13 protein-coding genes, 3 tRNA genes and 1 pseudogene are annotated in these 12918 nt (G+C 58.6%); 5 read left to right on the top strand and 12 right to left on the bottom strand.

Annotated features, from left to right (window positions below; translation table 11 throughout):
- Position 1: 1 nt before the first annotated feature.
- Genes HRU82_18945 through HRU82_18935 form a run of 3 tightly spaced genes read right to left on the bottom strand, consistent with a single transcriptional unit; the run spans position 2 to position 2475 of the window.
- Positions 2-1072: a DUF362 domain-containing protein gene (locus tag HRU82_18945; GenBank protein ID QOJ36897.1), complete on the bottom strand. Its 1071-nt coding sequence runs from the start codon at positions 1070-1072 to the stop codon at positions 2-4.
- A 3-nt stretch (positions 1073-1075) separates the two neighbouring features.
- Positions 1076-1456 carry a sulfurtransferase gene (locus HRU82_18940; GenBank protein ID QOJ36896.1) on the bottom strand — a complete coding sequence of 127 codons (381 nt, stop codon included), beginning with the start codon at positions 1454-1456 and terminating at the stop codon, positions 1076-1078.
- Positions 1457-1470: 14 nt separating this feature from the next.
- Positions 1471-2475: a PA0069 family radical SAM protein gene (locus tag HRU82_18935; protein ID QOJ36895.1), complete on the bottom strand. Its 1005-nt coding sequence runs from the start codon at positions 2473-2475 to the stop codon at positions 1471-1473.
- Positions 2476-2615: 140 nt separating this feature from the next.
- Between HRU82_18935 and serS the strand changes: the two genes are divergently transcribed.
- The 4 genes from serS (at position 2616) to HRU82_18915 (ending at position 5384) form a co-directional block, all read left to right on the top strand.
- Positions 2616-3908 (top strand): serine--tRNA ligase, encoded by a 1293-nt coding sequence (serS, locus tag HRU82_18930; protein ID QOJ36894.1) that lies wholly within the window; start codon positions 2616-2618, stop codon positions 3906-3908.
- A 14-nt stretch (positions 3909-3922) separates the two neighbouring features.
- Positions 3923-4012: transfer RNA gene (locus tag HRU82_18925), tRNA-Ser, on the top strand.
- Positions 4013-5140: 1128 nt separating this feature from the next.
- Positions 5141-5233 (top strand) — tRNA-Ser (locus tag HRU82_18920).
- A gap of 75 nt (positions 5234-5308) precedes the next feature.
- Positions 5309-5384: transfer RNA gene (locus tag HRU82_18915), tRNA-Phe, on the top strand.
- A 145-nt stretch (positions 5385-5529) separates the two neighbouring features.
- On the opposite strand, the pseudogene HRU82_18910 reads toward HRU82_18915, so the two are convergent.
- Together HRU82_18910 and HRU82_18905 are read right to left on the bottom strand one after the other, a co-directional pair.
- A pseudogene (locus HRU82_18910) lies at positions 5530-6552 on the bottom strand (tyrosine-type recombinase/integrase).
- 4 nt (positions 6553-6556) lie between these two features.
- The gene (locus HRU82_18905) at positions 6557-6823 is read right to left on the bottom strand and encodes a helix-turn-helix domain-containing protein (protein ID QOJ36893.1); all 267 of its coding nucleotides are present in this window, start codon (positions 6821-6823) and stop codon (positions 6557-6559) included.
- A gap of 320 nt (positions 6824-7143) precedes the next feature.
- On the opposite strand from HRU82_18905, the gene HRU82_18900 reads away from it, so the two are divergent.
- Positions 7144-7647: a JAB domain-containing protein gene (locus HRU82_18900; GenBank protein QOJ36892.1), complete on the top strand. Its 504-nt coding sequence runs from the start codon at positions 7144-7146 to the stop codon at positions 7645-7647.
- Between the two features lie 215 nt (positions 7648-7862).
- On the opposite strand, the gene HRU82_18895 is transcribed toward HRU82_18900, so the two are convergent.
- The 7 genes from HRU82_18895 to HRU82_18865 form a co-directional block, all read right to left on the bottom strand.
- Positions 7863-8075, bottom strand: a complete 213-nt coding sequence (locus HRU82_18895) for a hypothetical protein (GenBank protein QOJ36891.1) — start codon at positions 8073-8075, stop codon at positions 7863-7865.
- 160 nt (positions 8076-8235) lie between these two features.
- A complete protein-coding gene (locus tag HRU82_18890) occupies positions 8236-9243 on the bottom strand; it encodes a hypothetical protein (protein ID QOJ36890.1) in 1008 nt (335 codons plus the stop codon).
- Positions 9244-9322: 79 nt separating this feature from the next.
- Entirely contained in the window at positions 9323-9598 is a 276-nt protein-coding gene (locus tag HRU82_18885; GenBank protein QOJ36889.1) for a DUF2523 domain-containing protein, read from the bottom strand.
- Entirely contained in the window at positions 9595-10752 is a 1158-nt protein-coding gene (locus tag HRU82_18880; protein ID QOJ36888.1) for a hypothetical protein, read from the bottom strand. Before HRU82_18880 ends, HRU82_18885 begins: the two co-directional genes overlap by 4 nt.
- 91 nt (positions 10753-10843) lie before the next feature.
- The gene (locus tag HRU82_18875; protein ID QOJ36887.1) at positions 10844-11107 is read right to left on the bottom strand and encodes a hypothetical protein; all 264 of its coding nucleotides are present in this window, start codon (positions 11105-11107) and stop codon (positions 10844-10846) included.
- Positions 11108-11307: 200 nt separating this feature from the next.
- Positions 11308-12300, bottom strand: coding sequence for a replication initiation factor domain-containing protein (locus HRU82_18870; GenBank protein ID QOJ36886.1), 993 nt, complete (start codon positions 12298-12300; stop codon positions 11308-11310).
- Positions 12297-12608: a helix-turn-helix domain-containing protein gene (locus HRU82_18865; GenBank protein QOJ36885.1), complete on the bottom strand. Its 312-nt coding sequence runs from the start codon at positions 12606-12608 to the stop codon at positions 12297-12299. Before HRU82_18865 ends, HRU82_18870 begins: the two co-directional genes overlap by 4 nt.
- Positions 12609-12918: the final 310 nt, after the last annotated feature.

Raw genomic sequence — 12918 nt, 5'->3', positions numbered from 1 at the left:
CTCATAGGCTCTGCAAGTCCCGCTTCATCCGCCCCACCAGCTGGGTAAAAGCTGGTGGGGCCGGATCCGCCTCCCCGATCACCAGTTCAATGTCTCGCCCCACGCCGATCCCCAGCCCCAGAGCGGCTGCACGTTTGATCTGCCGCTGCTCCTCGATCCGTTTCCCCTCCAGCTTCGACCAGGTGCCGAATGAGCGCAGCAGGGCGATAGCCACCACATCCACCGCCACGCGATCCCCGCTGCAGAGCACCACATCTGTGTGGGCAGGCGTGCCGGAGGTCGGTCCGCCTTCGATCATGATCGTCGTCCCGTCAGCCACCGTGAGCACGGGATGCACGGCGAGGTTCAACTCAGCAATCCGTTCGTGCCAATCGCCGCTCCAAAAGCTCACGGAAGGCCGATTCCGTGGATGCACGGCGCCGACAAAGTTTTTCAGGCTACAGGAAAACTCAGCGAACCGATGAGTCTTGATCACCGGCATGTTGATGACGAGATCAGCTTCGTAGACCGGCCGCGAAAAATAGAAGCGACGAAGCGCTTCACTGTGAGGCGGTTCCAGCCTCACCCAGGGCTCATCCTCCAGCGCAAGAACACGGGCACCTGCACTCTCAGCCGCCGCCCGCATGCCCGTCTTGGTGAGATTGTCAGATGTCGGGAGACGAATGATTCCTGAGCCATCCGCCACCGTGACCTCGCCCGCCCCGCCATCCCGGGCCAGTTCGGCCATCGTGGCGACGACTCGGGGATTGGTGGTGGAGGGCGGCGGCCGATCGTTCAGCACGTTGGGCTTCAGGAGAACCCGCTTGCCGCGCAGTTGCAACCGATCGATTCCGCCGAGCAGTTCCAAGCCTCGCCGCACCATACGCCGGGGCTCCTTGCCATAGACCATTGCCACCAGCGGGCGACCGTTTGCGACGAAGGGATTGACCGGGAAGGCCTTGAGCGGAACCAACGGGCCCTCCGGCTCAAAGAGCAACTGCCGGAGCACATGACGAGGCGAACGTGCCACTGCCGGCAGGAGCACCAACCCGAATGCGGCATTGTGAAACAGCTCGCGCCTGGAAAAGGTCATGGCCTAGGGGCGTCGGCCCCGCTCGATAGGGTAGCCGGCCACGCGCCAGGCCTTGATTCCACCCTCCATCGAACGCACATCCGTATAGCCCATGAGTTGAAGACTGTCCGCTGCCAACACCGAACGGTACCCGCCCCCACAATAGAGAACAATCGGCTCGTGTTTCTGAGGAATGACCGTTTCCACATCCCGTTCGATCACTCCCTTGCCGAGATGGACCGCCCCTGCCGCATGGTCTTCTTCATATTCGTGATCCTCTCGCACATCCACAAAGTGAAAACGCTCCCCACGCTCCAGCTTACCCTGTACCTCGGAAATACTGCATTCGCGGATCCGCTGTTTGGCTTCCTCGACGAGTTTCAGAAAACCTGGGTTGTGTTGCACGGTCGGTCCTCCACTCAAAACAACGATTGTTGCGCCTCATGGCGGCGAAAGGTGTGAGGAATCGCCTCCCCCACCGATCGAAATCCGGCGCGGCGATAACTCACCTCGAACAGTTTCTCAAGGCACTTCCAGTAGGTTCCGATCCCCTCATGTCTGCTGAAGAATGCGGAATCGCTCAGCCGCCCTTGCCGCATCTCTTGCAGACGATGGACGATCTTCGCCACGCGCTCCGGAAAGGCCTCGCGCATTCGCTCCAGGAACACCGTCTGCACGTTTCCAGGCAAACGCAACAGACTGAACGTTGCAGTGGTGGCCCCCGCCTCCTTCGCTCGCGTGAGCAAGGCCGGCATCGCGTTGTCGTTCAAGCCGGGGATGATCGGCGCAATCGAAATCCCAGTGGGGATTCCCGCTTCGGAAAGCAAACGGAGGGTTTCGAATCGTTTGGTGACCGAGGGGGCTTGCGGCTCGACCGCCCTTGCGGTCTCGTCATCTGCGAACGCGATGCTGAGATAGACACGAACCCACGCGTCAGCCTGCAGCCGCCGCAGCAAATCCATATCGCGCTGGACCAATGCGCTCTTGGTAATGATGCCGACCGGATTTCGGTAGTCCGCACACACCTCCAGGCAAGCCCTTGTGAGGCCCAACGTAGCTTCGAGGGGTTGGTAACAATCGGTGTTGCCGGAGAAGACGACGAGATCGCCATTCCAGGAGGGCTTCTCGAACGCCTGCCGAAGGAGCGCGGCTGCCCGGCGTTTGACGACGATCTTGGACTCGAAGTCCGTACCGGCCCCGAAACCCCAGTATTCGTGCGAAGGCCTGGCGTAACAATAGGCGCAGGCGTGAAAACAGCCGCGGTAGGGATTCACGCTCCATCTGAAGGGCAAATCCGGGCTCTCGTTTCGGCTCAGGATTTGTTTGGTGTCGTCCTCGAAGAGCTGCAACTCGCGGCGTCGAGGCTCAAGGGCGTCGCGTTGAGTGGACTCGAAAGGATTCGGCGGATTGGAGACCAGTTTCATCGGAGCCTATCGTGGCGCGACCCGTGAGGGTTGTCAATCGCATGCATCCGCCGCCGATCTGATTGGCCCCTCGGAGCTTGCTTCATTGACTCTGCTGGAAAGCCGATGATAGATTTCACGCCGTTTTAGAGGAAACGCGTATGTACGATCTTCGGCTATTACGAGAAAACCTCGACGACTTGCGCGACCGGTTGGGTACGCGAGGCAAGGACGTCGCCTGGGACAGTCTGCGTACCCTGGTCGAGCAGCGGCGGTCGCAAACCATCCAAGTCGAAGACCTTCGACATCGACTCAAGAAGGGGTCGGATGAGGTCGCTCGACTGAAACGCGAGAAACAGCCGGCCGAGGATGCCATGGCGGCCATGAAGGCCTTGGGAGAAACCATCAAGGCCCACGAAGACCAGCTTCGAGTGGTGGAAGAGCAGCTGGCGCAAATTGCGCTACGGATTCCAAACCTTCCCCACCCCTCTGTTCCAGATGGTCAAGAAGCGACCGACAACGTGGAGGTGCGCCGATGGGGGAGCCCTCCGCAACTCACCGGTCCAGTTCAACCGCATTGGGATCTTGGCGAAAGCCTCGGGATTCTCGAATTCGACCGGGCCGTCCGCATGGCCAAGGCACGGTTTGCGGTCCTGACCGGACTAGGCGCCAGGCTGGAACGCGCGCTGATCAATTACATGCTGGATCTTCACACGAGTCAGCATGGATACCGAGAAATTCTCCCGCCCCTGCTGGTGAATCGTGCCGCCATGACCGGCACCGGTCAATTGCCGAAATTCGAGGAGGATCTCTTTCAACTCCGCGAGGAGGACCTGTTTCTGATCCCGACCGCCGAGGTCCCGGTCACGAACCTCCACCGCGAGGAAATTCTGGCCGAGGAGACACTCCCGATCCGGTATGCGGCCTACACCCCTTGCTTCCGTCGAGAAGCCGGATCCTACGGCAAGGATACCCGTGGGTTGATCCGCCTGCACCAGTTCAACAAGGTCGAACTGGTGGCCTTTGCAAAGCCGGATGAATCCTATGTCGAGTTAGAGCGACTGACCGCACATGCCGAGGCGGTCTTGCAGGGGTTGAACCTCCACTATCGAGTGGTAACTCTCTGCCGGGGCGATATGGGATTCTCCGCCGCTAAAACCTACGACATTGAGGTATGGCTCCCGTCACAGCACACCTTCCGGGAAATCAGCTCCTGCAGCAATTTCGAAAGCTTCCAGGCTAGGCGTGCGAACATCCGGTGGCGCGCCAAGGGTGGAAAAAAAGATGTCAAGCCCGAGTTCGTCCACACACTGAACGGATCGGGGCTGGCTGTGGGTAGAACGCTCGTCGCGATCTTAGAAAACTATCAGCAGCCCGATGGCTCGGTGGCGATCCCGCCGGCGTTACGACCTTATATGGGAGGGCTTCAGGCAATCACACGCGTTCAGGACTAAAAGTCTCGGCCGAGGGAGGGGTGACGGAGTGGCCGAACGTGCCGGTCTTGAAAACCGGAGATGGGGTAACCCATCCGCGAGTTCAAATCTCGCCCCCTCCGCCATCTTTCCACCAGGATTCACTCTTCCCATTAGGATAGGCCGTCCTCTGACAGAAAATCTCCTCGCTTTCCCTCCGAACAATTACGGACTTGTGCGGCTCGTCCTGCTCATGGTTGACTGTCAGAGGGTGAAGGTGCCTGCTCTGGCTGTGCCCACCCAGGGCAGCAAGAGGTCTCGACATCCTCCTGGCGAGATCTGCCTTCACCCTTGATTCTCCCTCCCACTCAATTGATTAGCGGGCCCTTCCCCCGATTCACTGGCTGAGCCGGTTAGATTACACCATCGAACCGTCTCCTCCCCCCTCCATGGTATTTCCAACCTTCTCCGCCCCGAGTATCGTTGGGAATGCCAACGCACCGCACACTTCATCCGATACTTTACATTTCAAGAAACGGCCTTCTTGGACCTTGCATGGAGGTGTCGCTATGCCCAAACAGGTCGGTAAGATTGGGACAGTCCGTAGAGAACTGGAAGGGAAGGCCTGCCCCTTCTGCGGGGGGCAAAAGTATCAGCTCGTTTTGCGATGCCAGAGTCCCATCTGCACCGAAACACTCTTCGCTCGCTGCTGCCAGTGCCTACGGACGAAAGACTTGGACGAAGATCTTGGACGCATTCTCTGGATGTAGGGATCACCGGTCCGTTCTTGCCACATATGATCACACTAGGAGGCTGCATGACCACAGCTCGGAAACGAACGCATAATCTGGCTGGACAAAAATCACAAGCTCTCCGCATGCTCGTGGCGAGCGGAGTCATTCGACCGGCAACCCTCGACCCCCTCCATTTAAGCATGGCACAACAAGGCACGACAGCCCCACACCCCTCCTCCAGCACTCCACCGGGAGTTCGACTTGCCCATGCCTCACCTGTTGGTCATCTCCTAGGCCCTCATACCCTCTGGCCAACCACACTCCGAGATATTCTCAGGGAATTTATTCGGTAATTGGCGACCAGGCTGGCATCGCCCAACGCATTTAATTCCTCGCGCGCCCTTCCATGACTAGAAATTCCTTCAAGGAATCACTTGAGTGGATTCAGTGCTCTGGGGTATGATCCGCCTTCTTCAAAGGAAAACGACCCGCTCAGCAACGAGCCTAGAACAAGAAGCAGTGAAAGCCAGCGATTATTGCGGAGAGGTGGCCGAGTGGCCGAAGGCAACGGTTTGCTAAACCGTCACAGGGCCAAAAGCCTTGTCGCGGGTTCAAATCCCGCCCTCTCCGCCACCTTGATGACCCAGAGTTGATTTTTGACGAGGGTTCCTGTAGAGAAGATTCCCCGCCCCGAATTCTCACCGAAGCGCCGAGGTAGCTCAGTTGGTAGAGCACAGCCCTGAAAAGGCTGGTGTCGACAGTTCGATTCTGTCCCTCGGCACCACAAATCGCGCACTTAGAGATTGTTCTACGTAGGATGGTGGCACCTGAGTGGCAGTAAGTGGCACCTCATAGGCGTTTTCGGCCTTCAAAAGAGTCTCGGTGAACGATTCCAACCGAGTCACAGCTTCGCGCAATCGCCCGTCCCAGTTGTGAATGTAATACTTCGCTGAACCAGGAAGTGGCTCACCCTTCAGCGTCTGAATCACAGCATAATCCACTCCACATTGGGTCAACCAAGTCGTAAACGTGTGTCGGAGGTCGTGGAAGTGAAGGTCATGAAGCCCTGCCCGCTCACACGTTCTCATCCAACTATGTTTGAATGAGTTACCATTCTTCCATTGGCCGAAGAATCGTCCCCCAATCCGTGATAGCCCTCCGAACAGTGCTTCGCAAGCCAAGCCATTAAGGGGAATTGTTTTCGGAACTCCCTTGATCTTCGTTCGACCCGGCGCCGGCGCCATCCACCAACCGTCTGCCCGCTGCATCAACCATTCTTCATGGGTCTCAATGAGCTTGTTCTCGCGCAATCCAATCTGAAGCGCCGCCATGATGAGACGCCATACTTGTGGCGAGGCAGCGGCCTTAAGCTTCAATAGTTCCCATCCTTCCAGCACGCGCTCACGTTTCACGTACTCAGGCACAGGAAGACGTTTGAGCCGATTCTTATCGAGCCGATCCATATCCACGGCCAGATTCAGCACCGCCATTAACACTGCACATTCTCGTTCGATCGTTCCTGCCGCAACTGGTCGAAGGTTATCAATGGGGCCGGTAAGATCCGAACGACGTTTCTCCAAATAGGCTAATCCGTCCTCAAGGCGAATCTCGGCCAGTCTTTTCTCTCCGAAATAAGGAATGATGTGCTTCGTCAGAATGAGTTCATTTCGGCCGTCGTTTGTTGGCCGCTTCGCATTCAAATACTGCAGGTAGATTGGAATGAAGGCCGAAAAGGTGGTGTCCGACTGGTCAGCGAAGTGAGTTGTTTGAGCGGATATACGTACCGGTTGCGCCGTATTCGCATGTATGGCGGTGATAACTTGAAGGGCAGCTTCGCGTTCCTGGTCAATGGAAAGGTTGTATCCAAGGACAGGCCTATAACGAACACCTCGATACCAATATGTGAGAACCGAACGAGTCTTCCCAGAAGTTAGGATGCGCCGAATGTTCATGGCGTTACCTATGACGAGACAATACAAAAAGTGGATTCCGATGGTAGACGTTGGATGGACCGGCGTCAACTGGCGCAGGAGACAGATCCTCGTGCTTGTCGCTGTTCACCTCCTGTCCCTCGGAGCGCATTCGAATCCACTTTTCCAAGTCTTCCTTTACGAACATCAACCGGTGACAATAGCGAACACGTGGAATATCAGCACGTTGATACAGAGTCCGCTTAGTTAACCGCAAAAATTGAGCAGCTTCTTCGATGGTAAGAAGCGTCATACCTTCTCCTATCTAAGCACACAATGAAGCCGAAGCATTTTGACTCTCAGCTTATGTGATCTAACCGGGGGAGTCTCACGACACCCCCATTCCCCCATTAATGCGCCCGCGTGTCCCCCGGCTTGAGTCAAAGAGTAAGCCTCCTACGCGTGCGACCCGTGGCTGGGGAGCAGCGGGACAGGCCTTCCCGGTCCCCTCCGTGCAGGTCTCCGCCCCTCCAGGCCTGCCCGCTGCGAGAGCCCCCTGCCGCCTCCTTCGTTACGCCCCACCCTTGGTTTGTGAAGGGTGGGGCTAGAACATAATTTCAGAAGGAGGCGGACATGTCCGTTGATAGTTCTCTCGGTTCCTCGAGCGGTGAACGGCCACTGAGCCCGAAATCGCGCTACGGAGTGCCTCGGTACCGTGTGACCCTCGTGCGCGAGGGCCGTGCCATTCCAGCTGCGGAATCGGTGCATACGTCGGAAGGCGCTGCTGCGATTCTCCGGCCGCTGTTCGCTGGGTTGGATCGGGAACAGTTCCTGATCTGTGGCCTGGATGCGAAGCATGGACTCATCGGGATCAACGTGGTCTCCACTGGTTCACTGACCTTGGCCATTGTGCATCCCCGCGAAGTCTTCAAGCCCCTGATCCTGATGAATGCCGGCGCCTGGCTCTGCGCGCATAATCACCCCTCTGGCGATAGCACACCCAGCCCGGAAGATCGCGTGCTGACCAAACGGCTGCGCGAGGCGGCCGATCTGTTCGGCATTCCGCTGTTGGACCATCTCATCCTCGTCGAAGAACGCTACTACAGCTTCGCCGACCAGGGCTGGCCCGGCGCTTAGCGCAAGAGCCGCAACACCCAGGCCGCGCCTGCGGCCACTAAGGCGAGTCCAATCGCCGCCGTCCCCCAGGCCACCAGGTCGGCAGCCAACGCATTGCCGATGGTTTGAATCTGTTGCGCCGTCATCATCAAGCTCCTTTGTCGTCACACTGCTCATGCTGTCCTGTGATGCGAGAAAAGAGGCAGGCTGCTGCCAGCCTGCCTCGATGGGCTCTCTCAGCCCACAATTGCGCGAACGCGCTTAAAGGCGTAGATCGCCAGCGCCACGCCAATCAAGGCCGTGGCCCACAAGAGCAGATCGGCCCGCACCGTGGCCACATCCGCCGACACCGGAAACAACTGCGCAAACGACAGGTCCGGGACGCCCAAGGCAAACACGAGCGCCATGAGCAGGCCCCCGAGCCCTTTCACCCAACTCCAACCCTTCATACGGCACCTCCTTGTGCTGGTGGTGGTCACGCCCACCCACGCCGCCGGAACACTCGCCGACGGTCGAGCGCCTCAGTGGCTCTGAGGCAGAATCAGTTTGATAATCAGGCCCACGGCGAAGCCGCCGAGCCAAAAGATCGCCGTGAAATAGGTCATCGTTTCAATCGCCGGCAGGTCCATACAACACTCCTTCACCGATGAGTCGCATTGATCCTTCTTCATAGACCTCCGACACGGACACTCCATACCGACCGGTAATTTGTGCCGCCGTCAGGATCTCGCCGCTATCCAGGAGATACCGCCACCCTTGACGGTTCTGACTCATTCCGGCCCCTCCGAGGATTCGGACGGTTCGCTTTGGAGGTGGTGGAATCGCTGGTGTTGAGGGAGACATCCCCAATGGATTGAGCAGACTGCCCGAGCCGGACGCTGGTGCCCCGATGGTCGTGGTTGAGGTAGGAGTTGATCCAGCGGCAGCCCCTGGCTTGCTAGCACTCAACGACGACCAGGGCCGCCAGAACATGAGACCAATGGCAAAGAGTCCAGCGGCGATGCCAATCGCCACCCGTGCCGACTTGAAGACGGTATGGCTACGTTTTTCTTCTCGGATTGCCGCCGAGGCATAACTCGAATAGTAGGCGTAGATCGCCGGTGAGTAGGTTCCGACGAAGGCCCGGATGACTTCGTTGTCTTCGGGGTTCCCGCGCACCTTGCCCTGATACTTCTTCGAGAGCCCCACAAAGCTTAGCTTGCGGAACTTCACGGTCGCTTCGATCAATCGGGTGACACCTTGCGACATCTGGCGGAAGTCTTGGCTCATGAGCAGAATGTCCACGCCATGATGTCGGTGGGTTTCAAGCCAGCGTAGCAACCCTGGTTCAACTTTCTGCATCGACCGGAACACGGTTTGCGCCTCATCGATAATCACGGCAGAACCGGGCTCGACATGGGGAAAGGCCTGCAGGACTTCAACCGAGTCTTTCCAGATCGTGATCTGTTGTTCGAGGACTTCGATATCGATGCCCGTGAACAATGACAACCGATCCAGATAGATCCCATCGACGGCGATATAGAGCCGCCGGCCTTGTTTGACCCACGGCAGGAACTTCTCGCAGATCGCGTGATAGGATTTGCCCGAGCCCGGCACGCCCTCATACAGTTCGATCATCGGAGACTCCTGAGATACACCCAGATCCACAGGGCCAAGACCACGGTCCATGCATAGGCCCACCCGATCACGAGGTGGTTCATGAACCCCACCGGACGAATGGAATGGTTTGCAGAATGAACCGCGTCCCCATGGCGCTCGCCACGATGGCCAGCGCCTGACTCATGCCCGTCGCGCCCAGCACCCACGCATACTGATCGGGAATCACCGGCAGGCTAAGCCCTGCCGTCCCGATGGCAGCGAGCGTGCTGTCCGCCACGGAGAGCAGGGAATCCCAGATGCCGAGTCCCCAATCGGTGAGCGAAAAGAAGAATTCCTGCAGCCAGCAATAGATGAGCGTCAGAATCGCCGTCATGTCGTCTGGCCTCCACCGACAAAAATGATGCGGTACGCGGCAATCGACGCCGTCGCAATGACGAGTGTTCGGAGCACGGTGAAGAACCAGGCCCATTGATTGAAATCGACCTGCTGACTGCCAAAGAAAGCTGACGGCAGCGCAATCACCGGCAAGCTCGAAGGCCAGGTGAGGGACTTGAGCAGGTTCAGCGTGCCGAGCAGGCCACTCGTGCCCCAGCGGGTCTGATGTTCCTGGAGGACCGTCCCGAAGGTCCGGCTTTCATGCGCGCCGACCGTGCAGGACGTAGTCGCTTGGGTCTCTTCTTGCTCTGTTGTCGAGCCGTCCGGATTCTGCGTCGTGGTCGTCGTCGTGGTCGTGGTCTGCTGCTGCGTGTTCTGCTGCGGGGTACTTGCCGGCGGTGGGACATTGTCCACCACCACGATATCCCCGGCTGGCACGGGCTTCGGCTTCACCGTCGTTGGCATCTCGGTCGGACTGACCGGTTGCGAAACCGTGTTGTCCGCCGGCTGCGTCGTGCCAGTCGTGCCAACCGGGCTCGTATGTTGTTCGATGGCATTCGGGTCGGTGGGCGATTGCGCCAGCAGGTACTGCTGAACGTCTGATGCCGTGGGCGTGCCGGTGGTTTGTTGCGCTGGCGAAGGCGGACACCACCAGTTCGTGGGCCCGGCGGAGGTCATGCCCGGCGTCGGACTGCCCAGATAGCCGAACATGAGCCCGCCAGGACAGTTCGCTGCGGGCGTCGGACTGCCCGCGATGTTGTGATTCGGAATGGTGTAGGTCTGTCCGTTATAGGAATAGGTCCAGTTTCCCGTCGGTGGGGACGCCGCCTGTTTGATGGCGGCCAGATCCGGCTGCGAATAGTACATTTGAGCTAACACCAGGCCCGCGCTGACCCCGAGGGCCGCCCATCCAACCGGACCAGCCACCATGCGAACGGCCAATGAGGTGGCAGAAGGGGCCAGGGCCGCTGCGGCGACTTGGGAGGCCAGGGCCGACCGTTGGGCGGCCAGATAGGCAATCCGTTCGGCTTGGGCGACGACCCTCGAATACTGCGTCGTTGTCTGGCCTAAGGATTCGCCCGGCGCAAGACAGAATGAGACGAAGAGGGCCCAGACAAACCCGAGATACGTCATGAGAGACAGGAGTTTCACAATCGTCCGACTCCGAGGCCGGTGAGGAAGGCCAGTAACAGGACCGCGACCAAGATCATCGTGAGATCCACCGGCCTTCCTCCCGCTGCCGTTACTTGAGCACTTCCAAGGCCGAGAGATCGAAGAACACCCGACCTGTCTGTTCGAACTTCCGCACTTCGATGGAGGCGCGCGCCTGCTTGCCTTCGGCCTGCTTGCAGGCATCAATCAACGGCATCTGATCCTCCGGGATACCCAACCGCAGAATCCCCGGATCTTTGCCCTTCACATAGAAATCCACCGATCTGTAAACCTTGCCCTCCCGACTCCTCCGCTCGACATACCCCTGCACGGCTCCTTCCGCTTTGACTTGCATCGTCGTCCTCTCCTTCCGCTGCGTGTTGAATCGGGTCAGCCAAGCGCCTGACCCATGCGCCCCGGCCTTCAGGCCGGGATTTCGTTTCGAACACAAATTCCAAATCGCATTCCGTACAGCTCACACACAAGGCGCCATTTACCCATTTGCACGGTGCGCCATGCGCCCCGCACCCTGGACAGCCACGGCGCCAGGCACCGTTATGAAAGCGTAAGGACATAGGGGGTGCCTCTCTTTCGCTGCTTCAACAGGGCATAGTGCTTCTGGTTCCATCGTTTCGTGCCCGCATAAATCATCTCCGTCAAAAACTGATCACCGCGACAGGCCACGACCACGGCGAGCATGGGGCTGAGGGCGTGGGCGAACCACGCGACGACATCATCCAGCCGCTGTTGAATGCGTTCGACCACGAGCCGACAGCGCATGAAGCCTTCGGTAAGCGCTTTCCACCACCCCACCAACGGTGCGCGATACTTCTCATAGGACTCGGCCTCTCGTGTCGTCTCGCGGAAATCGACATAGGAACGCAGCACGCCAACCAAAAAGGCTCGCCAATCTTCGGGATCGAGCGTGAGGAGTGCTTTGGCACAGGCTTGGGCCCGATCCTGTTTGAATTCTAGTTCCCATCGGACGCCGTACAATGCTGCGTCTTCGCGGCCTCTGGCCTGGAGCTCAAGACGTTTGTCGTAGACCCGCAGCATGGTTTGACTCTCGCGACTGCCGAAGTAGAGCGTCTCTCCGGTCCGAACGCCCTCACGATGATTCGAGGCTTGAATGACTTTGAACTGCTTGGACCGGCTGACCACTTGTCCGGCCTCCACAGCCAGGCGGACGGTCTCGACTGCGACAGAGGCCTCCCGGTCGTCCAAGGCCACATCGATGCGGGTCACATGGCCCTTCTGGGCAAAGATCCAGGCGAGAACCGCTTTCACCTTGGTCTCGTCCCACTGGGACACAATTCCAGCCGAGAGATCCACATGCACTTCCTTCGGGTTGCGAGGAGCACCCGTCCCCAGTTTTCCGACGCCCGTTTTGCCTTCTGTCATAAGCTGAGCCACGGGATAGCCGCGAAAGCCGGTCTCACTCTGGAACCAGTCGCCCCCAATCAGCGTGATCACGTCAGCGACCTCCGCTTTGGGCAGCGTGAAGGCGAGCCAATCGATGGTCTGCGTGAACCCTCCAGAACCCGTCATTTCTTCCCCCTTGGCTTCTGTGCGATAGACGCCCCCGTCTTACCAAGTCGGGGGCGGGCCCGCTGCGCGCGCCGCCGGCTGGCGCCGCCGGTCGCGCTGCGCTGTCCATCCTTCCTCGTAGAGCCGACAAACGTCAGACTGTGCCCCTTGGCCTTCAGCGCTTCCTTCACCCGTTCCAGGTCGAAGCGCACAAACCGGCAGAATCGATCCACGGGAATCTCGCCCTTGCGGTAAGCTCGACGGATTGACTTTGAACTGACTTTGAGGACGGCGGCCAACTCATCGACGGTTAACCAGGTTTGTTCCATCACGTCTCCTTTTCGTTACGACGCACGAGGTATGGCTGAACCATACGCATCGGCGTGCGGTGGTGAAAGAGGCCCGTTCGGGGACACTAGGGGACAATAAGGGACACTAAGGGACACTACGTCAGCCCACCCAAGGTGTTCTTCAGACCACGAAGAGCCGTGGATGAGAACTATGCAAAAATATTGTCAGAGGAGGGATCTGAAAGTATGGGATGACCAAATAGCGCGCTGGTGGCTATGATTGAACTTTTCGCCTGGAAGCAGCGATGAGACTGTTATAGGGCGAATGGGAGTGAAGTGAGCATAATGT

This window comes from Nitrospira sp. (assembly GCA_015709715.1).
Taxonomy (GTDB): domain Bacteria; phylum Nitrospirota; class Nitrospiria; order Nitrospirales; family Nitrospiraceae; genus Nitrospira_A.
This window is presented reverse-complemented; position numbering and strand designations above follow the sequence as displayed.